Here is a 24,058-nt window from a genome sequence, read left to right on the forward strand (position 1 = left end):
GCCCGATTTTAACCGCAAGCCAAGCGCGCTCCATCGTTATCGAGCGCGCCTTTTTATTGGAGAGATTACATGCCGTCGTTCGACGTGGTATCCGAACTGGACAAACACGAAGTCACCAACGCGGTCGAGAACGCCGTCAAGGAACTCGATCGTCGTTATGACCTGAAAGGCAAGGGCAGCTTCGAGTTCAAGGAAAAGGACCTGACCGTCAACCTGACCGCGGAAGCCGATTTCCAGCTCGAAGCGATGATCGAGATCCTCAAGCTGGCCCTGGTCAAGCGCAAGATCGACGTGCAGTGCCTTGAAGTCAAGGATGCCTTTGCGTCGGGCAAGCTGATGAAGCAGGAAGCGGTCCTCAAGGAAGGCATCGACAAAGAGCTGGCGAAGAAAATCGTCGCTCACGTCAAAGACGCCAAGCTCAAGGTCCAGGCCGCCATCCAGGGCGAGCAGGTTCGCATCACCGGCAAGAAGCGTGACGATTTGCAGGAAGCCATAGCCGCCCTGCGCGCCAAGGAATTCGGCATGCCGCTGCAGTTCAATAACTTCCGCGACTGACCTTTCAAGCGGGAACCTTGTGGGAGCGGGCTTGCTCGCGAAAGCGGTGTGTCATTCAACAGTGATGTCGACTGATACGTCCTTTTCGCGAGCAAGCTCGCTCCCACCTGATGGTGCTCACCCCGGCGGGCCTGTTCTGCCGCTTATTTTTCGCGTGCCGGATGGCCGTAAATCAGGAGAAAGTAGATGGATTTGAATACTGAAGTGGACAACCTGGTCAAGGCGTCTCAAGCCTGGGTTCCGATGATCATGGAATACGGCAGCCGCGTGTTGCTGGCCGTGATCACCCTGGCCATCGGCTGGTGGCTGATCAACAAGGTAACGCAAAAACTCGGCGGCCTGCTGGCATTGCGTAACGCCGACCTGGCGCTGCAAGGTTTCATCAGCAGCCTGGCGAATATCATCCTCAAGATTCTGCTGATCGTTAGCGTGGCGTCGATGATCGGTGTGGAAACCACGTCCTTCGTCGCGGCTATCGGTGCGGCCGGCCTGGCCATTGGTCTGGCCTTGCAGGGCAGCCTGGCGAACTTCGCCGGCGGCGTGCTGATTCTGTTGTTCCGTCCGTTCCGCATCGGTGACTGGATCGAAGCCCAAGGTGTTGCCGGTACTGTCGACAGCATTCAGATCTTCCACACCGTGCTGCGCACCGGCGATAACAAAACCATCATCGTGCCTAACGGTAATCTGTCGAACGGCATCATCACCAACACCAACCGTCAGCCGACCCGCAAAGTAGTATTTGATGTAGGTGTGGATTACGAGGCGGACTTGCAGAAGGCCCGTCAAGTGTTGCTGGACCTGGCCAAGGATCCGCGAGTATTGACTGAGCCGGCACCGGAAGCGGTGATTTCGACATTGGGCGACAGTTCGATCACTGTTTCCCTGCGCGTGTGGGTGAAAACCGCTGACTATTGGAATGTGATGTTCATGTTTAACGAGCAATCCCGTGATCGTCTGAAAACGGCGGGTATCGATATTCCATTTCCACAGCGGGTTATTCGCGTGGTGCAGGAATCGGCAGCGGTATAAGGATCAGTCTTTCAACTAATGTCTGACCTTTTGGTCAGATATGTCACAAGACCCTGATCCTCTAAGCACAATGCTGTAGCCAATAAAAAAGGCCCATCCGAAGATGGGCCTTTTTTTGATTACCGCGAACTGACTTTCGGCAATTACAGAACCGAAATCGGGTAGTCGACGATCAGGCGGAACTCTTTGATATCGCCTTCACCTTCGTCGGCGTTAGCGTAGTGCCATGCTTGACGAATGCGGAAGGAAAGATCTTTTGCCGGGCCAGACTGAACAACGTACTTGGCTTCGAGGTTGGTTTCGTTGTGCTTGCCATCTTCGCCGTACAGGCCAGCGTAAGGGCTACCCGCTGGAGTGTGGGTGCCGTCGATGTCCCAACCTTTCACGTAACGGGTCATGAAGCTCAGACCTGGAACGCCGTACTCGGCCATTTTGATGTCATAACGGACTTGGGCCGACTTCTCGCCAGGGGCGTTGAAGTCAGAGTACTGGATGGAGTTGGCGAGGAAGATCGAGTCGCCGCCACGGTTGTTCTTGCCCACACCGATGTAGTCGAACGGAGTGTCACCGTTGACCTTCTGGAAGGCGACGGTAATGGTATGTGCTTTCAGGAACGAGAAAGCGGCTGCCAGGGAGTACGCGGTGTTGCTGATTTCACCAGCCTTGGCGCTACCGGTGTCGGTGGTGCGGTAGATGTTACCGTCCAGGTTCAGCGACTCGGTGCCACCCAGTGGGATGGTGTAGTTCAGGTTGGCGTAGTACTGGTTCCAGATGTCTTCCAGTTTTGCGCCGTACAGCGATGCAGTCAGGTTGTCGCTGATGCCGTACTTGCCACCGAAATAGTCGATGGAGTTGGCTTTCACGCCAGCGTAAGTTGCCCACAGGTCGCCATCACGGGCATTTCGGTCCTGGCTGGTCGACGAGTAGAAGTGACCGGCTTCGAGGTCAAGGTCTTTGACTTCGCTGCTCTGCAGTTGGAAACCGCTAGCAGTTTGAGGCAGGACGCGGGAACCGCCAACAGCGAACACTGGAGCAGTGCTTGGCTGCATGTCGCCGACTTTCAGCTCGGTTTTGGATACGCGGAATTTAACCGCTGCACCGGCTTTGCCCTGGCTGTCGTTGACGTGGCCATCGGCGTCGCGGCTCATGTTGCCGGTGCCGCCGGTGCCGTCGCCACCGTCCAGTTTGATTGCCAGGTAACCGAACGCATCAACGCCGACGCCTACGGTACCTTGGGTGTAACCGGAGCTGAAGTTGCCCCAGATGCCCTGTGTCCAGTCTTTCTGATCGGTTGCGCCATCTTTCCGATCACGGTTGAAGTAATAGTTGCGAAGCAGCAAGTCGAACTTGGCGTCTTCAACAAAACCTTTGGCTTCAGCCTGGTCACTTACGAAAGGTGCGGCCGTAGCCATTTGAGTACTGGCTGCTGCTGCAACTGCCAGTGCGATCATGCTCCACTTCATCACGCGCATCGTGATTTGCTCCTTTGGTTTTTAGAAGAGTACTGCCGTCCCACCTGTTTTATTATCTGGGCGGCTCTTTCTTTTTGTGTCGGCGCAAACTTATATCACGCCGACCCTATTGGCGATACTTGCGCATCTAACCTTTCAGCTTCTTTACGACCCTGTCGCAAATGGCTTGGTCAATGTCGCAAATTCACAATCCCGATACAATCGGACTGACAACTTCAGCGCTGTTTTCCAGGGCTTGAGCATCGGTAAAAAAAGAGTCCCTTATCCTGCACTTGAATCTCCATTGGGCAATCCTGCCACTGTTTTTATTGGCCTTAAGGCTTCCACTTCCAGCGGACGCCTTATAGACGATATGGGTGTGAATGCAACAAGCGTGCACAAACCGGAATTTTGTTGCTGTTTTTTTCCGAAGGCCTGCCTGTTGCTGTAAAAACCTCATAAAACCGGGGGGTTCAAGCTCGTTTTCTGTGGGCTTGACGCCATGCTTTGCAACGTGTTTACCACATCGAACCCGTGACGCGACAATCAAAAACGTTACCGGTTCACCCCGTCAGTGAGTAGTTAGCGGATGCTGACGCACTGAGCGTAGACGCGTTGTGCGGTTTTGGTGCAAAAAATTTCAATTGCTGTACCGAATTCACACAATGTCGCGTTGCGGTGGATCTGAACGGCGCGTTGTTTATCGGTCATTTCAGGGTTTTTTGTGTGTCTGCCGGTGCTGTGGTGGTGCGGCCTGGATCAAAATGTCTCATGTCGGGGCGTCGCCCAGGAGGGGGATGGCCGCGGTTCGTCGTGAAGCGCGTGACATTCGCAGGTATGCTGCCGTCCTGTCGCTTGGTGCGCAGCCTGTCCGGATGAGCGCTAAGCTGAAAAATGATGACCAGGCGGGAGTACACACAGTGTTCGTTTTAGATTCACGACTTCAACAAGACACGTTACCGATCGGCGATTTCCCACTCTGCCGGTTGCTGTTGTCCAATGATTCGAACTATCCCTGGTTCATCCTCGTGCCACGCCGCGAGGATATCAGTGAGATATTTCAGCTGGATGTCGCAGATCAACAGCAGCTGTGGCAGGAAACGACCGCGCTGGCGGAAATGCTCAAGGACTCGTTCGACGCGGACAAGTTGAACGTTGCGGCCCTGGGTAACGTCGTCAGTCAGTTGCACATGCATGTGATTGTGCGCAAGCGTGAGGACGCCGCCTGGCCAGCTCCGGTCTGGGGCAAGCATCCCGCCAAACCCTACAGTCCAGAGCAGATCGCGACGATTCGTGAACGACTGCGTCTGGTGTTGACCGATGATTTCACGTTTCTGGAGGGTTGAGTCATGAGCCTGGAAGAGCGCGTTACCGATCTGGAAAGCCAGTTGGCGTTTCAGGATGACACCATCCAGGCATTGAGTGATGTGCTGGCGACGCAGCAGCGCGCAGTGGAGCGCCTGCAGCTGCAAATGGCCGCATTGCTCAAGCGGCAAGAGGAAATGGCCGGTCAGTTCGAGTCCTTCGAAGAAGAGGCGCCACCGCCGCATTACTGAGTGTGACCAACAGACGGGCAATAAAAAACCGCGAACAGCCTGGGCTGTTCGCGGTTTTTTTTAGCCTTGAGTCAGCGACGCGGCAGTGCGGCGATCACATCTTCGGCTTGCAGGCCTTTGTCACGATTCATGACAGAGAACTCCACGCGCTGGCCTTCGACCAGAACGCGGTGGCCTTCACCGCGAATCGCCCGGAAGTGCACGAAAATATCATCGCCGGAGTCACGGGAAATAAAGCCGAAGCCTTTGGAGGTGTTAAACCATTTGACGGTGCCAGTATCGCGGTTGCTCATGTCATAGCTTGGCGAGGCGGCGGCCGGTGAAGATTTGTAGAAGCTGATGGCCAGGTGCAGAAGAACGGCGATCAGGGCAGCGACCAGGCTGAACAGAACGGCGGGTTGACCGGCGATGACAGGCATCGGTGCGATCAGCGTCAGGGTTTGCAGCACCACAGCCAGAACCAGCAAGGCGCTGACCAGGTTTTGCAGTTGATGACGCGGGCCTTTGTTCCAGTAAGGGATAACAGGCGCGAGGGTGAGGTTGAGCAGGCCGAAAAAGGCCAGGTACAGCGCATCGGGTTGTTGCAGGTAAGGTACCGCTTCGGATCGCAGGCTAGGGATGAAGGACAGCAGCAGGGCTGCTGCGCCCATTAGCAGGTGGACGATTTTCAACATTTTGATTAACTCACGTTAAGACGGATCACAAGGAAGAGCTGATTGAGCACGGTTCGCTTCAGAACAATAAGAGGCGTTGGACACGTACCTGCTATCAGCCTATGCGCAGCCCCCGAAAAATAGGCGGTAGCGACACACTGCCTATTTAACAGCAAAGCCTGCGGCTACTCAAATCAGGCAGTCCAGTGGTGCTTTCACTGGCCAATGTGCGGATGGCGCCTGCTGAGTGTTGTTCGCGCGCTGTGCTTTTCGGATCTTTGCCTTTTCGTTGAGTGATGTTGCGCCAGTTTTCGTGGGAAATTGTCCGGCCTAGGACGTGCTCAATGATCGCTCCACTGTTGTTGGCTTATCCTACGTTGATGGTCATAAAGTCATCTGGATATGCCTGAGCGCCTGCGCTTTTATAAGGAAACGGAATAGGGCCCTTATCAAGCAGCAAGGATGGCAAAGGAGTGTCAACGGTATGGTTCATGAAGACAGGCGAAACGAGGGGAGGATCGGTCCACTCAAGGAGGTAAGGATTGATTCATTTGTCAGCGAGTTCGATATGGGGCTGGCCCAGCCATTATCCCGATCAGTGCGTTTGAATGGCTTTGCGACCTGTTTGCGGCTTGAACAGGTCTATTGGGATATTTTGGGCGACATGGCCAAGGTCAATTGCTGCTCGGTCAGTGCACTGCTATCCCATGTGGATCGCGAAGTGCATTTGCGCCATGGCGGGGTGAAGAACTTCACCGGGCTGGTGCGGGTTGTCTGCGTCGTGCACAGCCTGAAGGAGGGCGGTTGCCTCGTCATGGCTTAGCGATGGCGATGAAAGGTGTCGAGTGTCGGTCTGTGCAGTCTAACGGCTGCACAGGCTGCATTTAATGGATATAATCCCGCCCTTTGCCGCAAAGCCCAGCATGCGCGGTAGCAATCTGATCGCCGAGACAACCCCCATGCCGATGTACGACTATCAATGTGCTTCCTGTGGTCATCAGTTGGAAGCCATTCAAAAGATCAGCGCAGCACCGCTGGTCGACTGCCCTGCCTGCCAGGCGCCAGAGCTTAAAAAGATGCTGTCCATGCCGGGCTTCCGCCTCAGCGGCACCGGCTGGTACGAAACCGACTTCAAGACCGGTTCCAAGAAAAATCTGGCCGGTGGCGACAAAGCTGACTAGGGTCTAGCGCCCGGGCTGAACGACACGCGCGAGCTCTTGCATCATCTGGCACCTTATTCAAGTGTGGGGGTGCGGCAAGACCTCCAACCGAATTTCGAATTACGAGAAGTGAAACCACTACCATGATGCGCAGCCATTATTGCGGCCAACTGAACGAAAGCCTGGAAGGCCAGGAAATTACCCTTTGCGGATGGGTTCACCGTCGCCGTGACCACGGTGGGGTGATTTTCCTCGATATCCGTGATCGTGACGGTCTGGCCCAGGTGGTGTTCGACCCGGACCGCGCTGAGTCCTTCGCCGCCGCCGACCGCGTGCGCAGCGAATACGTGGTCAAGATCACCGGCAAGGTGCGCCTGCGTCCGGCCGGTGCCACCAACGCCAACATGGCGTCGGGCATGATCGAAGTGCTGGGCTACGAGCTGGAAGTATTGAACGAAGCGGAAACCCCGCCGTTCCCGCTCAACGAGTTCTCCGACGTCGGCGAAGAAACCCGCCTGCGTTATCGCTTCCTCGACCTGCGTCGCCCGGAAATGCTCGAGAAGCTGCGTTTGCGTTCGCGCATGACCACCAGCATCCGTCGCTTCCTGGACGAGAACGGTTTCCTCGATGTCGAGACGCCGATTCTGACCCGCGCCACGCCAGAAGGCGCACGCGACTACCTGGTGCCGAGCCGTACTCACGCAGGTAGCTTCTTCGCCTTGCCGCAATCGCCACAGCTGTTCAAGCAGCTGCTGATGGTCGCCGGCTTCGACCGTTACTACCAGATCGCCAAGTGCTTCCGCGACGAAGATCTGCGCGCCGACCGTCAGCCGGAATTCACCCAGATCGACATCGAGACCAGCTTCCTCGATGAAAAAGAGATCATGGGCATCACCGAACAAATGATCCGCAACCTGTTCAAGGAAGTGCTGGACCTGGAGTTCGGCGACTTCCCGCACATGACCTTCGAAGAGGCCATGCGTCGTTACGGTTCCGACAAGCCGGACCTGCGTAACCCGCTGGAACTGGTTGACGTTGCCGATCAACTGAAAGAAGTCGACTTCAAGGTGTTCAGCGGCCCTGCCAACGACCCGAAATGCCGCGTTGCCGCTCTGCGCGTTCCAGGCGCGGCGAGCATGCCGCGCAAGCAGATCGACGACTACACCAAGTTCGTCGGCATCTACGGTGCCAAGGGCCTGGCGTACATCAAGGTCAACGAGCGCGCCAAAGGCGTCGAAGGTCTGCAGTCGCCAATCGTCAAGAACATCCCTGAGGCTAACCTCAACGTGATCCTCGATCGCGTCGGTGCAGTTGATGGCGACATCGTGTTCTTCGGTGCCGACAAGGCCAAGATCGTCAGCGAAGCCCTGGGCGCGCTGCGGATCAAGGTCGGTCACGATCTGAACCTGCTGACCTGCGAGTGGGCACCGATGTGGGTCGTCGACTTCCCGATGTTCGAAGAGAACGACGACGGCAGCTTCACCGCGTTGCACCACCCGTTCACCGCGCCGAAGTGCACCCCGCAAGAACTGGAAGCCAGCCCGGCGACCGCGCTGTCCCGTGCCTACGACATGGTATTGAACGGTACCGAGCTGGGTGGCGGTTCGATCCGTATCCACCGCAAGGAAATGCAACAGTCGGTGTTCCGTCTGCTGGGTATCAGCGAAGCGGAACAGGAAGAGAAGTTCGGCTTCCTGCTCGACGCCCTGAAATACGGCGCGCCGCCGCACGGTGGTCTGGCCTTCGGTCTGGACCGTCTGGTGATGCTGATGACCGGCGCCCAGTCGATCCGTGAAGTGATCGCCTTCCCGAAAACCCAGAGCGCTGCCTGCGTCATGACTCAGGCACCGGGGCTGGTGGATGCCAAGGCATTGCGCGAACTGCACATTCGTCTGCGCGAAACGCCTAAAGCTGAGTAAGGCTGACCTTGCGGGCGCATCTTCGGATGCGCCCTTTCTTTATAGACAGGTCGAGATTTTTATTTGCCGGCTGGCGCATCATGGCGTGGCGGGCAATGTGTCAAAGATAATTCGGAGCGAGTTATGGCGGGTCATTCCAAGTGGGCGAACATCAAGCACCGCAAAGAACGTCAGGATGCCAAGAAGGGCAAGATTTTCACCAAGTGGATTCGTGAGCTGACGGTTGCTGCCCGTCAGGGCGGCGGCGATCCAGGCTCCAATCCGCGTTTGCGTCTGGCGCTGGATAAAGCGCTGGGCGCGAACATGAGTCGCGACATCATCGACCGCGCGGTGGCCCGTGGTGCCGGCGCTGCCGATACCGATGACATGGTCGAGCTGACCTACGAAGGCTATGGCCCGGGCGGCGTGGCGGTGATGGTCGAATGCATGACCGACAACCGTAACCGCACCGCAGCCGCTGTTCGTCACGCGTTCAGTAAATGCGGCGGCAACCTTGGCACCGACGGTTCGGTGGCTTATCTGTTTGAGCGCAAAGGGCAGATTTCCTTCGCGCCTGGGGTTGATGAGGACGCGCTGATGGAAGCGGCCATGGAAGCCGACGCCGATGACGTGGTGACCAACGAAGACGGCTCAATCGACGTGTTCACCTCGTTCGCCGGCTTCTATTCCGTGCGCAACGCCTTGGAGGCCGCAGGCTTCAAGGGCAGCGATGCGGAAATCGTCATGCTGCCGACCACCAGTGCCGAACTGGACCTGGAAGGCGCCGAGAAGGTCCTGAAGCTGATCGACATGCTTGAAGACCTGGATGACGTGCAAAACGTGTATTCCAACGCCGACATTCCAGAGTCGGTGGCCGCACAGCTCGGATAAGGGCGACTAAGATTCAGTGTGGGAGCTGGCTTGCCTGCGATGGCGGCGTGTCAGGCTACATCATTGTTTGATGTGCCTACGCCATCGCAGGCAAGCCAGCTCCCACATTTGTTATTCGCTGTATTGAATATCGTGCTCTTACCTAACCCGCAGGCGTTATGACTTTAATTCTTGGAATCGACCCCGGTTCGCGTATCACCGGTTATGGCGTGGTTCGTGATACCGGGCGTGGCTGCGTGTACGTGGCGTCGGGCTGTATTCGCACCGGCTCCGGCGAGTTGCACGAGCGCCTGCAAATCGTCTATCGCGGCGTGCGTGAAGTCATTCAGACCTACGGCCCGGTAACCATGGGCATCGAAAAAGTCTTCATGGCCCGCAACGCCGACTCGGCCCTCAAGCTGGGTCAGGCCCGTGGCGCAGCCATCGTGGCCGGTGCCGAGGAAAGCCTGGAAATTGCCGAATACACCGCCACCCAAGTCAAGCAAGCCGTGACCGGTACTGGCTCGGCAAACAAAGAACAGGTGCAGATGATGGTCATGCACATGCTGAAACTGACGAGCAAGCCGCAAATCGATGCCTCGGATGCCCTCGCCATCGCGATTTGCCACGCTCACACCCGCTCCAGTCTGTTGCCTCATGGTCTGGGCACGGCACGCAGTCGTGGCGGGCGCCTGCGTCTCTGATAGCATCAGCAATCATTTTTTCTGGAATGAGGGTTTTGCGCCTGTGTTGTCGGCGCAAAACCCTTGTTCTGTCAGTCGCCAGCACTGATCTGGCCAACGCTCAAGGATCTGAAACGTGATTGGACGCTTGCGCGGCACTTTGGCTGAGAAACAGCCGCCGCACCTGATTCTGGATGTAAACGGTCTGGGATATGAGCTGGAAGTGCCCATGACCACCCTTTATCGCTTGCCGTCGGTCGGTGAGCCGCTGACCTTGCACACCCATTTGGTCGTACGCGAAGACGCGCAGTTACTCTATGGCTTCTTCGGCAAGCGTGAGCGAGACTTTTTTCGCGAACTGATCCGTCTCAATGGTGTGGGGCCGAAACTGGCACTGGCCTTGATGTCGAGCCTGGAAGTCGACGAGCTGGTTCGTTGCGTGCAGTCCCAGGACACTTCGGCGTTGACCAAAGTACCTGGAGTGGGCAAGAAGACCGCCGAGCGTTTGCTGGTGGAACTCAAAGACCGCTTCAAGGCGTGGGAAACCGTGCCGGCGATGTTCGCATTGGTGCCAAACCAGCCGGGTGGGCCAGATGCGCCTCCAGTTGCCACCGCCGAAAATGACGCAGTCAGCGCGCTGATTTCCCTGGGCTACAAGCCGCAGGAGGCCAGCAAGGCGATTTCCGCGATCAAGGAGAAAGGTTTGAGCAGTGAAGACATGATTCGTCGCGCCCTTAAGGGAATGATCTAAGTGATTGAAGCTGATCGTCTGATCGCCGCTACGGGTGGCCCCCGTGAGCGCGAAGAAGTCCAGGACCGGGCGATTCGTCCCGTCAGCCTGGCCGAATACATTGGCCAGCCGACCGTTCGCGAGCAAATGGAGTTGTTCATCCAGGCCGCGCGTGGGCGCAATGAATCGCTGGATCACACCCTGATTTTCGGGCCGCCGGGTCTGGGTAAAACCACCCTGGCCAACATCATTGCCCAGGAAATGGGCGTGTCGATCAAAAGCACCTCGGGGCCGGTCCTCGAGCGTCCTGGTGATCTGGCTGCGTTGCTGACCAATCTTGAGCCCCATGACGTGCTGTTCATCGACGAGATCCATCGGTTGTCGCCGATTGTCGAAGAGGTGCTGTACCCGGCCATGGAAGATTTCCAGCTCGACATCATGATCGGCGAAGGGCCGGCCGCGCGCTCGATCAAGCTCGATCTGCCGCCATTTACGCTGGTCGGCGCTACCACCCGTGCCGGTATGCTGACCAACCCGTTGCGCGACCGTTTCGGGATTGTTCAGCGCCTGGAGTTCTACAGTACCGCCGACCTGGCGACGATTGTCAGCCGTTCGGCGAACATTCTCGGTTTGCCGCTGGACCCGGAAGGCTCCTTTGAAATCGCCCGCCGTGCCCGTGGCACGCCGCGGATTGCCAACCGCTTGCTACGCCGGGTCCGGGATTTCGCCGAGGTCCGTGCCAAAGGCCACATCACCAAACCGATCGCCGACCTGGCCTTGAATTTGCTGGATGTCGACGAGCGTGGCTTCGATCATCAGGACCGACGCCTGCTGTTGACCATGATCGAGAAGTTCGACGGTGGGCCGGTGGGGGTGGACAGTCTGGCCGCTGCGATCAGCGAAGAACGCCACACCATTGAAGACGTGCTGGAGCCGTACCTGATCCAGCAGGGCTACATCATGCGCACACCGCGGGGGCGGGTGGTGACCCGGTATGCGTATCTGCATTTCGGTTTAAACATCCCGTCACGATTAGGCGAGATGCCCGTAGTAGACGAGTTCCTCGATGCCGTGGACGATTAATCACCTTTGCGTGCAGATTTTTTCAGGCAATGTGCGGTCACAGGACCGTTCTTTCGCCAGAAAGCCGCGATTCAATGAAAAACAGTTGCCTGGCCGGATTGGCAACCTGAGGAGTAAGCACTAGAGTATGCGCGCGCAAAACGGGCTTGAGCCGTTCGCACATCGTTGTCGCGTTTATTACGAGGACACCGATGCCGGCGGCATCGTGTATTACGTCAATTACCTCAAGTTTATGGAACGGGCTCGAACCGAGCGGCTCCGGGAGCTGGGCTTTGCCCAGTCGGCGCTGGCAGGGGAGGACCTGTTGTTCGTCGTGCATTCCAGCGAAGCGCGTTACCACGCGCCGGCGCGACTGGACGACGAGCTGCTGGTAAGCGCTGAGGTAATTGAGTTGAACCGGGTCAGCCTGCGCTTTAAACAGCAGGTCAGGCGGGCTACGGATAATGTGCTGCTCTGCGAAGGGCAGTTTCTGGTGGCCTGTGTGCGCACTAACAGTTTGAAACCCCGGGCCATTCCCGAAGCTCTACGTGCGGCCTTTGCCGACGTGAGCGGCGCGGGTACACACTCAAAGCAGGAGATAAAGCGTGGAAGCTAACGTCGTCGACCATTCCTCCATGTGGAGCCTGGTCAGCAATGCCAGTATCGTGGTGCAACTGGTAATGCTGATCCTGGTAGCCGCATCGGTGACCTCATGGATCATGATCTTTCAGCGCAGCAACTTGCTGCGCGCCGGTCGACGTGCCCTGGAGAGCTTTGAAGAGCGCTTCTGGTCGGGTATCGACCTGTCCAAACTCTACCGTCAGGCCGGCAGCAATCCTGATCCGGATTCCGGCGTCGAGCAGATCTTCCGTGCCGGCTTCAAGGAATTCTCCCGTCTGCGTCAGCAGTCAGGCGTTGACCCGGAAGCGGTCATGGAAGGCGTGGCGCGTGCCATGCGCGTGGCGATCTCCCGCGAGGAAGAAAAGCTCGAGCAGAGCCTGCCGTTCCTCGCCACCGTCGGTTCCGTCAGCCCGTACATCGGTCTGTTCGGTACGGTCTGGGGCATCATGAACTCCTTCCGCGGTCTGGCGACCGCCCAGCAAGCGACCCTGGCCACTGTGGCCCCTGGTATTGCCGAAGCACTGATTGCTACCGCGATCGGTCTGTTCGCCGCGATCCCGGCCGTTATCGCGTACAACCGTTTTGCTGCCCGCAGCGAAACCCTGCTGGGCCGTTACTACACCTTCGCCGATGAATTCCAGGCGATCCTGCACCGCAAAGTGCACACCAGCGAAGAATAAGCAGGTAATTTCCAATGGCTTTAATCGCTCGAGCTCGCAAAAAGCGCAAGCCGGTTGCCGAGATGAACGTGGTGCCTTACATCGACGTGATGTTGGTACTGCTGGTCATCTTCATGGTGACCGCGCCGATGCTCAATCAGGGCGTGAAAGTTGATCTGCCCAAGGTTTCCAGCGAAGCCTTGCCGCAGGACAACAACACTCAGGTCCTGACCATTTCGATCAAGGCTGACAAGACCTACTACTGGAACCTTGGCAGCGAAGTCGACACCGATAAGCAGCAGGACAAGGCCATGACCTTGCCGCAAATGACCGAAGCCGTGAAAAAGATCATCGACGCCGGCAATGGTAACGGTAAGCGCACGCAGGTGTTCATTCGCGGTGACAAGACCGTCGACTATGGCTCCGTCATGGGCGCCATGGGCGGGTTGCAGAAAGCCGGGGTCGGTAATGTTGGCTTGATTACCGAGGCACCCTGATGCAGCAAATGCGAGAGCCGTCCGCCTCGGAAAGCTACTTCTGGCCTAGTGTCTGGGCGATTGTCTTGCACGTGCTGGTTTTCGGCATGCTGTTCGTCAGTTTCGCCTTCACACCGGAATTGCCGCCGGCCAAGCCGATTGTCCAGGCAACCCTGTACCAGCTGAAATCGAAAAGTCGGGCGACCACCCAGACCAATCAGAAGATTGCGGGTGAGGCGCAGAAATCTGCTGCGCGCCAGACCGAAGTCGAACAGATGGAACAGAAGAAGGTCGAGCAGGAAGCGGTGAAGGCTGCGGAACAAAAGAAAGAAGAAGCGGCTCAAAAGGCCGAGGAAGCCAAGAAGGCCGACGAGTCGAAGAAAGCGGAAGAGGCGAAAAAGGCTGATGAAGCCAAGAAAGCCGACGAAGCGAAGAAGACCGCCGAAGCCAAAAAGGCCGAAGAGAAACAATTGGCTGATATAGCCAAGAAGAAAGCCGAAGAAGAAGCCAAGAAAGCCGCTGAAGAAGAGGCCAAGAAAGCGGCCGCTGAAGAAGCGAAGAAAAAGATCGTCGAAGACGCGAAGAAGAAAGCCGCGGAAGACGCCAAGAAGAAAGCTGAAGCTGAAGAGGCGAAGAAGAAAATCGCCGACGAAGCGAAGAAGAAAGCTGCTGCCGATGCCGCGAAGAAAAAATCGCAGGAAGCGGCACGTAAATCCGCCGAAGACAAAAAGGCCCAGGCCCTGGCAGATTTGCTTTCCGACACGCCGCAGCGCCAGCAGGCCTTGGCCGATGAGCAGGGTGACGAAGTCGCCGGCAGTTTCGATGATCTGATTCGTGCTCGTGCGGCGGAAGGCTGGGCTCGTCCACCTTCGGCACGCAAAGGCATGACGGTCGTGTTGCAAATCGGCATGTTGCCGGACGGTACGGTGACTTCGGTCGGCGTGGCCAAGTCCAGTGGCGATGGTCCGTTTGACGCTTCCGCTGTAGCGGCGGTCAAGAACATTGGACGTTTGACAGAAATGCAGGGAATGAAGCCGAGTGATTTCGCTCCGTATCGTTCATTCAAGATGACATTCACACCTGAGGATCTAGCCTTGTGAGAAACCTTCTTCGAGGAATGCTTGTCGTTATCTGCTGCCTGGCAGGGATAGCGGCAGCCGATGAAAAAAACATTCTGGTCACCAGCGGCAGTGATCGGGCCACTCCGATCGCAGTAGTGCCGTTCGGCTTCCAGGGCGGCAGCGTGCTGCCGGACGACATGGCTGAAATTATCGGTAACGACCTGCGCAACTCGGGTTACTACTCGCCGATTCCGAAACAGAACATGATCAGCCAGCCAAGCCAGGCCAGCGAAATCATCTTCCGTGACTTCAAGGCGGTGGGTGCCCAGTACGTCATGGTCGGCAGCATTGTTCCGGCGGGCGGACGCCTGCAGGTGCAATACTCGCTGTTCAACGTCGCGACCGAACAGAAAGTAGCGGACGGCAGTGTCTCGGGTAGCGTCGAGCAACTGCGCGACATGGCGCACTACATCTCCGACCAGTCGTTCGAAAAGCTCACCGGTATCAAAGGTGCGTTCTCGACACGTCTGCTGTACGTGACGGCCGAGCGTTTCTCCGAGAAGAACACTCGCTACACACTGCAACGTTCGGACTATGACGGTGCCCGTGCCGTGACGCTGCTGCAATCGCGTGAGCCGATCCTGTCGCCGCGTTTTGCACCGGATGGCAAGCGCATTGCCTACGTGTCGTTCGAGCAGAAGCGTCCGCGCATTTTCATGCAGAACATCGACACCGGTCGCCGTGAGCAGATCACCAACTTCGAAGGCCTGAACGGTGCGCCAGCCTGGTCGCCGGATGGCAATCGTCTGGCATTCGTGTTGTCGAAAGACGGCAACCCGGACATCTACGTGATGAACTTGGGTTCGCGTCAGATCACCCGCGTCACCAATGGTCCTGGCATCAACACCGAACCGTTCTGGGGCAAGGATGGTTCAACCATCTACTTCACCTCCGACCGAGGCGGCAAGCCACAGATCTACAAAACCAGCGCAGGCGGTGGTGGTGCGGAGCGTGTGACCTTCATCGGTAACTACAACGCCAACCCTAAACTGTCGGCCGATGAAAAGACCCTGGTGATGATTCACCGCCAGGATGGTTTCACCAATTTCAAGGTGGCGGCCCAGGATTTGCAGCGAGGTAGTGTAAAGATCCTCACTGATAGCACTCTGGACGAGTCACCTACTGTTGCGCCCAACGGCACCATGGTAATCTACGCCACCCGCCAGCAGGGCCGGGGAGTCTTGATGCTCGTGTCCATTAATGGACGCGTGAGGCTCCCGCTTCCTACCGCACAAGGCGAAGTCAGAGAACCGTCCTGGTCCCCTTACCTGAACTGACGCGGCGCTACACGTTGTACTTAACACACTGGGGTTCATTAGGAGTTTCACGATGGAAATGCTGAAGTTTGGTAAATTTGCTGCGCTGGCTCTGGCCATGGCTGTAGCTGTAGGTTGCTCGTCCAAAGGCGGCGACAACGCCGGTGAAGGCGCTGTTGATCCAAACGCTGGTTACGGCGCTAACACTGGTGCTGTTGACGGCTCCCTGAGCGAAGAAGCTGCTCTGCGCGCAATCACCACCTTCTACTTCGAATACGACAGCTCGGACCTGAAGCCAGAAGCCATGCGCGCTCTGGACGTTCACGCCAAAGACCTGAAAGCAAACGGCGCTCGCGTTGTTCTGGAAGGCAACACCGACGAACGTGGTACTCGTGAGTACAACATGGCACTGGGCGAGCGTCGTGCGAAAGCCGTTCAGCGCTACCTGGTACTGCAAGGTGTATCCCCAGCTCAGCTGGAACTGGTTTCCTACGGCGAAGAGCGTCCAGTTGCTACCGGCAACGACGAGCAGTCCTGGGCTCAAAACCGTCGCGTCGAACTGCGTAAGTAATTCGTCATGCGAACGTGCCGTCGTGCTGTAACTGTTCTGGCTCTCAGCCTCGCACCGCTTGCGGTGTGGGCTGCGGTTCCTGTGGTCGAGGACAACTCCGGTTATAACAATAGCGGGAGCAGTTATCCGCCTGCAGGTTACGGTACGAACGGCGCCTATGCCGGGGGAGGGGTTTCGGCCCCTGTCTCGGCACAGGGCGAGCTGTTCAACCAACTGCAATCGATGCAGGAGCAGATCTCGCGCCAACAAGGCATCATCGAAGTTCTGCAAAATGATGTAGCGCGCATGAAGCAAGAGAACCTGGAGCGATATCAGGATCTTGATCGGCGCATAGGAACCGGCGTTGCACCAGCCGCGACTCCTGATAATTCTTCCGCCGGTGGCAATTTGAATGCCCCCGGTGCGGCAGCCGGCGCAGGTGCGGGAGCGGTAGCCGCTCAAGCCCCAGCTCCGGCCGCAGGTGGTGAGCCGGCTGACCCTGCGAAGGAAAAACTGTATTACGATGCAGCCTTCGACCTGATCAAAGCCAAGGATTTCGACAAGGCCAGCCAGGCTTTCTCCGCATTCCTGCGCAAATACCCCAACAGCCAATACGCGGGCAATGCCCAGTACTGGTTGGGTGAAGTGAACCTGGCCAAAGGCGATCTGCAAGGTGCAGGTCAGGCATTCGCCAAGGTTTCGCAGCTGTACCCCAAGCACCCCAAAGTGCCTGATTCGCTGTACAAGCTCGCTGATGTAGAGCGCCGTCTCGGTCATACCGACCGGGTCAAAGGTATTCTGCAACAGGTCGTGTCCCAATATCCGGGCACTTCCGCCGCTCAGCTGGCGCAACGCGACTTGCAGCGTATGTAAGCCTGTTTGACCGTTTTGAAGAAACCCGCGCTTGTCGCGGGTTTTTTCGTTAGAATTCATGCCCTTTTTATGAAACACGCTTTTTGGGATCTGCGCGTTGGCGGGGTTCCTTGAAGTGCCTGACGGAGGCGGACAGCCTGTTTAGCTGTTACGCCCGTGGCGACTATGCAAGACACATTGAGAATCACCGAAGTTTTCTACTCGTTGCAGGGTGAAACGCGGACTGCCGGGCTGCCCACTGTTTTTGTGCGCCTGACCGGTTGCCCATTGCGTTGCCAATACTGCGACAGCGCCTACGCGTTCACTGGCGGCACTATCCGCACTCTCGACGATATCCTCGAGCAAGTGGCTGGTTTTCGCCCACGTTACGTCTGTGTCACGGGTGGCGAACCTCTGGCGCAACCGAATGCCATCCCCTTGCTCAAGCAGTTGTGTGACGCCGGCTACGAAGTGTCGCTGGAAACCAGTGGCGCCCTGGATATCTCGGCGGTCGATCCACGGGTCAGTCGCGTCGTCGACCTGAAAACCCCTGGCTCGAAAGAAGCACATCGTAACCGTTACGAGAACATTGAACTGCTCACGCCCAACGATCAGGTGAAGTTTGTCATCTGCTCGCGGGAAGACTACGACTGGGCTGTGTCCAAGCTGATCCAGTACGGTCTTGACCGGCGTGCCGGCGAAGTCCTGTTCTCGCCGAGCCACCATGACCTGAATGCGCGTGATCTGGCAGACTGGGTGGTGGCGGACAATCTGCCAGTGCGTCTGCAATTGCAGCTGCATAAATATCTTTGGAATGACGAGCCGGGGCGCTGAAATGACTGAGCAAACGAACACTGCAGAAAAACGCGCGGTCATCTTGCTGTCCGGTGGTCTCGACTCCGCGACAGTCGTGGCCATGGCCCGCGCCGAAGGCTATAGCTGCTACACCATGAGTTTCGATTATGGTCAGCGGTCTCATGCCGAATTGCATGCCGCGGCACGTGTCGCCCAAGACTTGGGCGTGGTCGAGCACAAGGTGATCGGCCTGAACCTGAACGGTATCGGCGGTTCGGCCCTGACCGACACTAGTATCGATGTGCCGGAAACGCCGAGCGAAGGCATTCCGGTGACTTACGTGCCGGCGCGCAATACTGTGTTTCTGTCCCTGGCGCTGGGCTGGGCCGAAGTGCTGGGCGCGCGTGACATCTTTATCGGTGTAAACGCGGTGGATTACTCCGGGTATCCGGATTGCCGTCCCGAGTTCATCGAAGCTTTCGAACGCATGGCCAATTTGGCGACCAAGGCCGGAGTCGAAGGGCAGGGCTTCCGTATTCAGGCGCCACTGCAGAACCTGAGCAAGGCGCAGATCGTTCAGGCGGGCGTGAAACTTGGCGTCGATTACGGGCTGACCGTTTCCTGCTATCAGGCGGACGATAACGGCCGTGCCTGCGGTAAATGCGACAGCTGCCGTCTGCGTGCAGAAGGCTTCGCTGCGGCCGGCGTTACGGACCCAACCCCTTATTTCTGATTTATTTCAAATTAGGTGTTGAATAACCTTTAAAAATCAGTATTATACGCGCCACCACACAGCGGGTCGTTAGCTCAGTTGGTAGAGCAGTTGGCTTTTAACCAATTGGTCGTAGGTTCGAATCCCACACGACCCACCATTTTTTGCTGTTTTAAAAGTCTGGAAGGCCCACGCAAGTGAGGATTTCCGGATTTTTTTTTGCCCGCGATTTGGGGTCGTCTCAGTCCGGGTGACGCAGGTCAGAATCATCTTTTGCATCAACGGGATATTCTGTAGCCTTGCACAGCTTCAACGCTGTCCACGCCTGATGAATACTCACTTTCCCGGCGGTACCCTGAAGGGTCCGGAGCCGGGTGTATACTCGACTTTCGCGCGAAAGCGCCTGCAGGTCTTGCGAACATGACGCAGATTTCCGAACGCCTTCTGGTTCAAGCCCATCTCGATGCCAAGCAGCCCAAGCCGCTGACGGCCGAGGAGGAGGCTTATTACCGCACTGCCATTGCTGCCGAGCTCAAGGCTCAGGACGCGGTGCTGGTTGCCCACTTCTATTGCGATCCGGTCATTCAGGCCCTGGCCGAAGAAACCGGTGGCTGTGTCTCCGACTCGCTGGAGATGGCTCGCTTCGGCAATGCCCACCCGGCCAAGACCGTGGTGGTCGCCGGTGTGAAATTCATGGGCGAGACCGCGAAAATCCTCAACCCTGAAAAACGCGTGCTGATGCCGACCTTGGAAGCGACCTGCTCGCTGGACCTCGGTTGCCCGGTGGACGAGTTTTCGGCGTTCTGCGATCAGCACCCGGAACGCACGGTGGTGGTGTATGCCAACACCTCGGCGGCGGTCAAAGCCCGGGCGGATTGGGTGGTGACTTCCAGCTGCGCGCTGGAAATTGTCGAAAGCCTGATGGATAACGGCGAAACCATCATCTGGGGGCCGGACAAGCACCTGGGCACTTACATCCAGCGCAAGACCGGCGCCGACATGCTGCTGTGGGACGGTGCCTGCATCGTCCACGAAGAGTTCAAGGCCAAGCAACTCGAGGACATGAAGGCGCTGTACCCGGATGCGGCCATTCTGGTGCATCCGGAGTCGCCGACTGCAGTCATCGAGTTGGCCGACGCGGTGGGCTCCACCAGTCAGCTGATCGCTGCTGCGCAAAGCCTGCCGAACAAGACCCTGATCGTCGCGACCGACCGTGGCATCTTCTACAAGATGCAGCAGCTGTGCCCGGACAAGGTCTTTATCGAAGCGCCAACGGCCGGTAACGGGGCGGCTTGTCGCAGTTGCGCGCATTGCCCGTGGATGGCGATGAATACGCTTGAGCGCACGCTGAAGAGCTTGCGTGAAGGCACCAACGAGATCTTCGTTGATCCGGCGTTGGTTCCTCAGGCGATTCGGCCGTTGAAGCGGATGCTTGATTTCACTCAGGCGGCGCGGATGAAGTTGGCCGGCAACGCCTAACACTTACTGTGGCGAGAGCTGTTGTGGCGAGGGAGCTTGCTCCCGTTCGGTTGCGCAGCAGCCGCATTTGGGGGCGCTTCGCACCCCAGCGGGAGCAAGCTCCCTCGCCACAGTTACTTGGTTTTCTTTGGAATGCGTACGAGCTGGGTGTTGGAATAGATGTCATGCCAGCTGCGCTTCTGCTTGTCGAGCAGCGACCAGAAGAACCCCAGCCCGAGGCATAGCCAGGACGCGATCGACACCACAAAGCGCAACAGTGCCTGCCACAGACTGATGGATGAACCGTCGGCGTTTTGCACACGAATGCACCACACCTGCATGCCCAGGGTCTGGCCCGACCAGGTCCAGAACTTGGCGAAGAAGCCGAACAGCACGAACAGCAGCACCGTCGACAGCAGTGGATCACCGTCCAGCGCGCCGGCTTCGGTCAGGGTGCGCATCTGGTCTTCGCCGATAATCGCCATCTGGATCATCTTGTAGATGCCGCTGGTGACGATCAGCAGGGCGGTGCACAACAGGAAGTCGTAGAACATCGCTGCCAGGCGACGGCCCAGGCCGACGGCGGGAAAGTCGCCCTGTGGGTTGAGCAGGTGTTTCGACATGGCGGCCTCTGAGCGGAAAAAGAAGCCATTTTACGGATTTACGCGCACAAAAAAGCCCCTGATGTCAGCCATCAGGGGCTTTTTCGTTACAGAAGGATCAGGCTTCTGCTTGTACTTCGTCAGCCTGCATGCCTTTCTGGCCTTGCACAGCAACGAAAGTCACTTTCTGGCCTTCTTTCAGGCTCTTGAAGCCGTTGCCCTGAATAGCGCGGAAATGTACGAACAGATCCGGACCGCTTTCTGGAGTGATAAAACCAAAACCTTTCTCGTCGTTAAACCACTTGACGGTACCGCTCTGACGTTGGGACATTTCTTATTTCCTTTGACGCAAAATTGAATGACAGTCTCCTTCTCGTGAAAGAGTACTGGGGCTGGTTGCAGGAAAGTAAGAAGACGTCGAACGGGATGTAGCTAACTTGTAGGCTACTGCCCAGGTCACGATTCCAAGCGACCCATGCAAACACAGTGAACAAACTCTACGCCAACTACGGGAGAAAAAACAAGCCCTGCGAAGGCCCGGATTTGCTCAGGTTGATGGCAGTTAGAGAGCACACTAGTGCAGGCTTATTCGATAGCGTTGCCCAATTGTTTTCGATCGTTATAAGTAACGTTCATAAACGAAGCGCACGCACTATTTTATGGCGGTTGCGTTACAGATTAGTGCACTGTTAACGCAACCGCGTTACTTATAGAAACAGTCAATCAACCGCGATAGTAGCGTTGTGGAACAAATGGCATTTTGCTTACAAGCAAAGGCACCTTTTTCCCACGCACAATGGCCCAAACCGGCGTATCCAAAACGATATAAGCACTGTCGAGATAACCCATGGCCAACGGACCGCCTAGGGTGGGGCCGAAGCCGCCGCTGCACACGCTGCCGATGATGTCGCCGGCTTCGTTGACGATCTCTGCGCCTTCGCGCACGGGAGTGCGTTCTTGCGGTAGCAGGCCCACGCGCTTGCGGCTGACACCGGCCTGCTGTTGCGCAAACACGGTTTCGGCGCCTGGGAAGCCGCCGGCCCGCGCGCCATCGGCCCGTCGAGGCTTGGAGATGGCCCACAGCAGGCTTGCTTCGATCGGCGTGGTGTCGGTGTTCATGTCATGGCCGTAGAGGCACAGGCCGGCTTCAAGGCGCAGGGAGTCGCGAGCGCCGAGGCCGATGGCCGCCACTTCCGGTTCGGCCAGCAGGGCGCGAGCGAGCGCTTCGGCATTGGCCGCCGGCACGGAAATTTCGAAGCCGTCTTCACCGGTGTAGCCCGAACGGCTGACAAAGCAGTCCACGCCCAGCAGTTTCACGCGGGTGAACTGCATGAAGGTCATCTTCGCAACTTCCGGCGCCAGGCGGGCGAGCACGGTGACGGCGGCCGGGCCTTGCAGAGCGAGCAGGGCACGCTCTTCGAACAGCGGTTCGATGCTGCACTGGCCGCCGATGTGCTGGCGCAAGTGAGCCAGGTCCTGATCCTTGCAGGCCGCATTGACCACCAGGAACAGCTCGTCGTTACCCAGGTTGGCGACCATCAAGTCGTCGAGGATGCCACCGGCCTCGTTGGTGAACATAGCGTAGCGCTGCATGCCCACCGGCAGGTCGATGATGTCCACCGGCACCAGGGTTTCCAGGGCTTTGGCGGCGTTGGCGCCGGTCAGGCGGATCTGGCCCATGTGCGACACATCGAACAGCCCGGCCTGGTCACGGGTGTGCTGGTGTTCTTTCATCACGCCCAACGGGTATTGCACTGGCATGTCATAGCCGGCGAACGGCACCATGCGGGCGCCGAGTTCGAGGTGCAGTGCGTGCAGCGGGGTTTTCAACAGTTGTTCGGTGGACATATACAGCTCCTGAAAAAGTATGCAGATGCGCGTGAGCATCAGCACTCGATAATGTTGACCGCCAAACCGCCACGGGCGGTTTCCTTGTATTTGCTTTTCATGTCGGCGCCGGTCTGGCGCATGGTGCGGATGACCTTGTCGAGGGAGACGAAGTGTTGACCGTCGCCACGCAGGGCCATGCGCACCGCATTGATGGCCTTGACCGAACCCATGGCGTTGCGCTCGATGCAAGGCACTTGCACCAGCCCGCCAATCGGGTCGCAGGTCAGGCCGAGGTTGTGTTCCATGCCGATTTCGGCCGCGTTTTCCACTTGCTGCACCGTGCCACCCAGCACTTCGCACAAGGCGCCGGCGGCCATGGAGCAGGCGACGCCGACCTCGCCCTGGCAGCCGACTTCGGCGCCGGAGATCGAGGCGTTTTCCTTGTACAGAATGCCGATCGCGGCGGCCGTCAGCAGAAAACGCACCACGCCGTCTTCGTTGGCGCCGGGGATGAAGCGCATGTAGTAATGCAGCACCGCCGGGATGATTCCGGCTGCACCGTTGGTAGGTGCGGTGACCACGCGTCCGCCGTTGGCGTTTTCCTCGTTGACCGCCAGGGCGTACAGGTTGACCCAGTCCAGCACCGACAGCGGATCGCGCAGCGACGATTCCGGGTTGTTGCACAGTTGCCGATGCAGCGCCGCAGCCCGACGTTTGACCTTCAGTCCACCGGGAAGGATGCCTTCGTTGCGGCAACCGGCGGCGACGCAGTCTTGCATCACTTGCCAGATCTTCAGCAAACCGGCACGAGTCTCCGCTTCCGGACGCCAGGCACTTTCGTTGGTCAGCATCACCTGACTGATCGACAGGCCGTAGGTGCCGCAGTGACCGAGCAGGTCCTTGGCGCTTTTGAACGGGAAGGTCAGCGGTGTGGCGTCTTCTACGATGCGGTCGGCGCCGGCGGCATCTTCATCGACCACGAACCCGCCACCGACCGAGTAATACTCACGGCTGCGCACCTGCAGACCCGCCGCGTCGAACGCGCGAAAGATCATGCCATTGGGGTGATAGGCCAACGGTTTGCGGATCATCGCCAGGTGTTCTTTCTCGTTGAACGCAATGCTGTGTTCGCCGAGCAGGTTCAGGCGACCGTTGCCGCGAATCTCTTGCAGGCGGGCGGCGATGGTTTCGGTGTCTACGGTGTCCGGGTGTTCACCTTCCAGGCCCAGCAATACGGCCTTGTCGCTGCCGTGGCCTTTGCCGGTGGCGCCGAGCGAGCCGTAAAGCTCGACTTTGACGCAGGTGGTTGCCGCCAGCAGCCCTTCACGGCGCAGACCTTCGGCGAAACGTGCAGCCGCACGCATCGGGCCGACGGTGTGGGAGCTGGAGGGGCCGATGCCAATCTTGAACAGGTCGAACACGCTTAACGACATGGTTGTTCTCCGGTTTCTTGTTATAGGAATTGGCGGAAATCTTTTG

The 24,058-nt window shown here is 57.8% G+C and carries 27 protein-coding genes and 1 tRNA gene; 22 read left to right on the plus strand and 6 right to left on the minus strand.

The features are described 5' to 3' along the window. Positions 1–69: 69 nt before the first annotated feature. Both QMK51_RS06760 and QMK51_RS06765 read left to right on the plus strand, forming a co-directional pair. On the plus strand, positions 70–555 hold the full coding sequence (locus tag QMK51_RS06760) for a YajQ family cyclic di-GMP-binding protein (RefSeq protein ID WP_053155306.1): 486 nt from the start codon (positions 70–72) through the stop codon (positions 553–555). A 186-nt stretch (positions 556–741) separates the two neighbouring features. After that, positions 742–1,584, plus strand: a complete 843-nt coding sequence (locus QMK51_RS06765; protein WP_258699400.1) for a mechanosensitive ion channel family protein — start codon at positions 742–744, stop codon at positions 1,582–1,584. A 143-nt stretch (positions 1,585–1,727) separates the two neighbouring features. Here the strand turns inward: QMK51_RS06765 and QMK51_RS06770 are convergent, their stop codons facing one another. Further along, positions 1,728–3,056 carry an OprD family porin gene (locus QMK51_RS06770; RefSeq protein ID WP_320393529.1) on the minus strand — a complete coding sequence of 443 codons (1,329 nt, stop codon included), beginning with the start codon at positions 3,054–3,056 and terminating at the stop codon, positions 1,728–1,730. 899 nt (positions 3,057–3,955) lie between these two features. Between QMK51_RS06770 and QMK51_RS06775 the strand changes: the two genes are divergently transcribed. Both QMK51_RS06775 and QMK51_RS06780 read left to right on the plus strand, forming a co-directional pair. Further along, positions 3,956–4,381, plus strand: a complete 426-nt coding sequence (locus QMK51_RS06775) for an HIT domain-containing protein (RefSeq protein ID WP_320394487.1) — start codon at positions 3,956–3,958, stop codon at positions 4,379–4,381. Positions 4,382–4,384: 3 nt separating this feature from the next. Further along, positions 4,385–4,591: a SlyX family protein gene (locus tag QMK51_RS06780; RefSeq protein WP_050683199.1), complete on the plus strand. Its 207-nt coding sequence runs from the start codon at positions 4,385–4,387 to the stop codon at positions 4,589–4,591. A gap of 71 nt (positions 4,592–4,662) precedes the next feature. Here QMK51_RS06780 and QMK51_RS06785 read toward each other — a convergent pair whose 3' ends face one another. After that, positions 4,663–5,265, minus strand: coding sequence for a cold-shock protein (locus QMK51_RS06785; RefSeq protein WP_111451443.1), 603 nt, complete (start codon positions 5,263–5,265; stop codon positions 4,663–4,665). Between the two features lie 463 nt (positions 5,266–5,728). On the opposite strand from QMK51_RS06785, the gene QMK51_RS06790 reads away from it, so the two are divergent. From QMK51_RS06790 to nadA, 18 genes are all read left to right on the plus strand, one after another. Next, positions 5,729–6,067, plus strand: a complete 339-nt coding sequence (locus QMK51_RS06790) for a ribbon-helix-helix domain-containing protein (RefSeq protein WP_320393530.1) — start codon at positions 5,729–5,731, stop codon at positions 6,065–6,067. Positions 6,068–6,203: 136 nt separating this feature from the next. Beyond that, the gene (locus tag QMK51_RS06795; RefSeq protein ID WP_010457489.1) at positions 6,204–6,425 is read left to right on the plus strand and encodes an FmdB family zinc ribbon protein; all 222 of its coding nucleotides are present in this window, start codon (positions 6,204–6,206) and stop codon (positions 6,423–6,425) included. Between the two features lie 122 nt (positions 6,426–6,547). Next, a complete protein-coding gene (aspS, locus tag QMK51_RS06800) occupies positions 6,548–8,323 on the plus strand; it encodes an aspartate--tRNA ligase (protein ID WP_258699403.1) in 1,776 nt (591 codons plus the stop codon). A 123-nt stretch (positions 8,324–8,446) separates the two neighbouring features. Continuing rightward, a complete protein-coding gene (locus tag QMK51_RS06805) occupies positions 8,447–9,193 on the plus strand; it encodes a YebC/PmpR family DNA-binding transcriptional regulator (RefSeq protein ID WP_258699404.1) in 747 nt (248 codons plus the stop codon). A gap of 158 nt (positions 9,194–9,351) precedes the next feature. Then, positions 9,352–9,876: a crossover junction endodeoxyribonuclease RuvC gene (gene ruvC, locus QMK51_RS06810; RefSeq protein WP_258699405.1), complete on the plus strand. Its 525-nt coding sequence runs from the start codon at positions 9,352–9,354 to the stop codon at positions 9,874–9,876. 115 nt (positions 9,877–9,991) lie between these two features. Next, positions 9,992–10,606 carry a Holliday junction branch migration protein RuvA gene (gene ruvA / locus QMK51_RS06815; RefSeq protein ID WP_038981959.1) on the plus strand — a complete coding sequence of 205 codons (615 nt, stop codon included), beginning with the start codon at positions 9,992–9,994 and terminating at the stop codon, positions 10,604–10,606. Beyond that, complete coding sequence (gene ruvB, locus QMK51_RS06820) at positions 10,607–11,668, plus strand: Holliday junction branch migration DNA helicase RuvB (protein ID WP_320393531.1); 1,062 nt, start codon at positions 10,607–10,609, stop codon at positions 11,666–11,668. 127 nt (positions 11,669–11,795) lie between these two features. Next, positions 11,796–12,263 (plus strand): tol-pal system-associated acyl-CoA thioesterase, encoded by a 468-nt coding sequence (ybgC, locus tag QMK51_RS06825; protein WP_007933231.1) that lies wholly within the window; start codon positions 11,796–11,798, stop codon positions 12,261–12,263. Continuing rightward, positions 12,253–12,948: a protein TolQ gene (tolQ, locus tag QMK51_RS06830; protein ID WP_007897030.1), complete on the plus strand. Its 696-nt coding sequence runs from the start codon at positions 12,253–12,255 to the stop codon at positions 12,946–12,948. The genes ybgC and tolQ overlap by 11 nt, the downstream gene beginning before the upstream one ends. Positions 12,949–12,971: 23 nt before the next feature. Next, a complete protein-coding gene (tolR, locus tag QMK51_RS06835) occupies positions 12,972–13,424 on the plus strand; it encodes a protein TolR (protein ID WP_258700677.1) in 453 nt (150 codons plus the stop codon). Further along, positions 13,424–14,503: a cell envelope integrity protein TolA gene (tolA, locus tag QMK51_RS06840; protein WP_320393532.1), complete on the plus strand. Its 1,080-nt coding sequence runs from the start codon at positions 13,424–13,426 to the stop codon at positions 14,501–14,503. The genes tolR and tolA overlap by 1 nt, the downstream gene beginning before the upstream one ends. Next, positions 14,500–15,801, plus strand: a complete 1,302-nt coding sequence (gene tolB, locus QMK51_RS06845; protein ID WP_413817513.1) for a Tol-Pal system beta propeller repeat protein TolB — start codon at positions 14,500–14,502, stop codon at positions 15,799–15,801. The genes tolA and tolB overlap by 4 nt, the downstream gene beginning before the upstream one ends. Positions 15,802–15,853: 52 nt before the next feature. Beyond that, on the plus strand, positions 15,854–16,351 hold the full coding sequence (gene pal / locus QMK51_RS06850; RefSeq protein ID WP_003178634.1) for a peptidoglycan-associated lipoprotein Pal: 498 nt from the start codon (positions 15,854–15,856) through the stop codon (positions 16,349–16,351). A 6-nt stretch (positions 16,352–16,357) separates the two neighbouring features. Then, the gene (ybgF, locus tag QMK51_RS06855; RefSeq protein ID WP_258699408.1) at positions 16,358–17,203 is read left to right on the plus strand and encodes a tol-pal system protein YbgF; all 846 of its coding nucleotides are present in this window, start codon (positions 16,358–16,360) and stop codon (positions 17,201–17,203) included. 165 nt (positions 17,204–17,368) lie between these two features. Further along, the gene (queE, locus tag QMK51_RS06860; RefSeq protein WP_320393533.1) at positions 17,369–18,016 is read left to right on the plus strand and encodes a 7-carboxy-7-deazaguanine synthase QueE; all 648 of its coding nucleotides are present in this window, start codon (positions 17,369–17,371) and stop codon (positions 18,014–18,016) included. Position 18,017: 1 nt separating this feature from the next. Then, entirely contained in the window at positions 18,018–18,710 is a 693-nt protein-coding gene (gene queC, locus QMK51_RS06865) for a 7-cyano-7-deazaguanine synthase QueC (protein WP_320393534.1), read from the plus strand. A gap of 63 nt (positions 18,711–18,773) precedes the next feature. Continuing rightward, a tRNA-Lys gene (locus tag QMK51_RS06870) sits at positions 18,774–18,849 on the plus strand. 260 nt (positions 18,850–19,109) lie between these two features. Beyond that, complete coding sequence (gene nadA / locus QMK51_RS06875; protein WP_320393535.1) at positions 19,110–20,168, plus strand: quinolinate synthase NadA; 1,059 nt, start codon at positions 19,110–19,112, stop codon at positions 20,166–20,168. A 113-nt stretch (positions 20,169–20,281) separates the two neighbouring features. Here the strand turns inward: nadA and QMK51_RS06880 are convergent, their stop codons facing one another. The 4 genes from QMK51_RS06880 to QMK51_RS06895 form a co-directional block, all read right to left on the minus strand. After that, complete coding sequence (locus QMK51_RS06880) at positions 20,282–20,770, minus strand: RDD family protein (RefSeq protein WP_320393536.1); 489 nt, start codon at positions 20,768–20,770, stop codon at positions 20,282–20,284. Between the two features lie 97 nt (positions 20,771–20,867). Further along, entirely contained in the window at positions 20,868–21,080 is a 213-nt protein-coding gene (locus QMK51_RS06885) for a cold-shock protein (protein WP_003175786.1), read from the minus strand. A 392-nt stretch (positions 21,081–21,472) separates the two neighbouring features. Beyond that, positions 21,473–22,597 (minus strand): glycine cleavage system aminomethyltransferase GcvT, encoded by a 1,125-nt coding sequence (gene gcvT, locus QMK51_RS06890; protein ID WP_258699412.1) that lies wholly within the window; start codon positions 22,595–22,597, stop codon positions 21,473–21,475. 38 nt (positions 22,598–22,635) lie between these two features. Beyond that, positions 22,636–24,012, minus strand: a complete 1,377-nt coding sequence (locus QMK51_RS06895; protein ID WP_320393537.1) for an L-serine ammonia-lyase — start codon at positions 24,010–24,012, stop codon at positions 22,636–22,638. Positions 24,013–24,058: the final 46 nt, after the last annotated feature.

It is taken from the genome of Pseudomonas sp. P9_31, from assembly GCF_034008235.1.
In the GTDB taxonomy this organism is placed as follows: domain Bacteria; phylum Pseudomonadota; class Gammaproteobacteria; order Pseudomonadales; family Pseudomonadaceae; genus Aquipseudomonas.

What these genes read in the sequence shown, in the direction of transcription:
- QMK51_RS06760 (WP_053155306.1), top strand. Translation starts at nt 70, where the DNA reads ATGCCGTCGTTCGACGTGGTATCCGAACTGGACAAACACGAAGTCACC.
- QMK51_RS06765 (WP_258699400.1), top strand. Translation starts at nt 742, where the DNA reads ATGGATTTGAATACTGAAGTGGACAACCTGGTCAAGGCGTCTCAAGCC.
- QMK51_RS06770 (WP_320393529.1), bottom strand. Translation starts at nt 3,056, where the DNA reads ATGCGCGTGATGAAGTGGAGCATGATCGCACTGGCAGTTGCAGCAGCA.
- QMK51_RS06780 (WP_050683199.1), top strand. Translation starts at nt 4,385, where the DNA reads ATGAGCCTGGAAGAGCGCGTTACCGATCTGGAAAGCCAGTTGGCGTTT.
- QMK51_RS06785 (WP_111451443.1), bottom strand. Translation starts at nt 5,265, where the DNA reads ATGTTGAAAATCGTCCACCTGCTAATGGGCGCAGCAGCCCTGCTGCTG.
- QMK51_RS06790 (WP_320393530.1), top strand. Translation starts at nt 5,729, where the DNA reads ATGGTTCATGAAGACAGGCGAAACGAGGGGAGGATCGGTCCACTCAAG.
- QMK51_RS06795 (WP_010457489.1), top strand. Translation starts at nt 6,204, where the DNA reads ATGCCGATGTACGACTATCAATGTGCTTCCTGTGGTCATCAGTTGGAA.
- aspS (WP_258699403.1), top strand. Translation starts at nt 6,548, where the DNA reads ATGATGCGCAGCCATTATTGCGGCCAACTGAACGAAAGCCTGGAAGGC.
- QMK51_RS06805 (WP_258699404.1), top strand. Translation starts at nt 8,447, where the DNA reads ATGGCGGGTCATTCCAAGTGGGCGAACATCAAGCACCGCAAAGAACGT.
- ruvC (WP_258699405.1), top strand. Translation starts at nt 9,352, where the DNA reads ATGACTTTAATTCTTGGAATCGACCCCGGTTCGCGTATCACCGGTTAT.
- ybgC (WP_007933231.1), top strand. Translation starts at nt 11,796, where the DNA reads ATGCGCGCGCAAAACGGGCTTGAGCCGTTCGCACATCGTTGTCGCGTT.
- tolA (WP_320393532.1), top strand. Translation starts at nt 13,424, where the DNA reads ATGCAGCAAATGCGAGAGCCGTCCGCCTCGGAAAGCTACTTCTGGCCT.
- pal (WP_003178634.1), top strand. Translation starts at nt 15,854, where the DNA reads ATGGAAATGCTGAAGTTTGGTAAATTTGCTGCGCTGGCTCTGGCCATG.
- ybgF (WP_258699408.1), top strand. Translation starts at nt 16,358, where the DNA reads ATGCGAACGTGCCGTCGTGCTGTAACTGTTCTGGCTCTCAGCCTCGCA.
- queE (WP_320393533.1), top strand. Translation starts at nt 17,369, where the DNA reads ATGCAAGACACATTGAGAATCACCGAAGTTTTCTACTCGTTGCAGGGT.
- queC (WP_320393534.1), top strand. Translation starts at nt 18,018, where the DNA reads ATGACTGAGCAAACGAACACTGCAGAAAAACGCGCGGTCATCTTGCTG.
- nadA (WP_320393535.1), top strand. Translation starts at nt 19,110, where the DNA reads ATGACGCAGATTTCCGAACGCCTTCTGGTTCAAGCCCATCTCGATGCC.
- QMK51_RS06880 (WP_320393536.1), bottom strand. Translation starts at nt 20,770, where the DNA reads ATGTCGAAACACCTGCTCAACCCACAGGGCGACTTTCCCGCCGTCGGC.
- QMK51_RS06885 (WP_003175786.1), bottom strand. Translation starts at nt 21,080, where the DNA reads ATGTCCCAACGTCAGAGCGGTACCGTCAAGTGGTTTAACGACGAGAAA.
- gcvT (WP_258699412.1), bottom strand. Translation starts at nt 22,597, where the DNA reads ATGTCCACCGAACAACTGTTGAAAACCCCGCTGCACGCACTGCACCTC.
- QMK51_RS06895 (WP_320393537.1), bottom strand. Translation starts at nt 24,012, where the DNA reads ATGTCGTTAAGCGTGTTCGACCTGTTCAAGATTGGCATCGGCCCCTCC.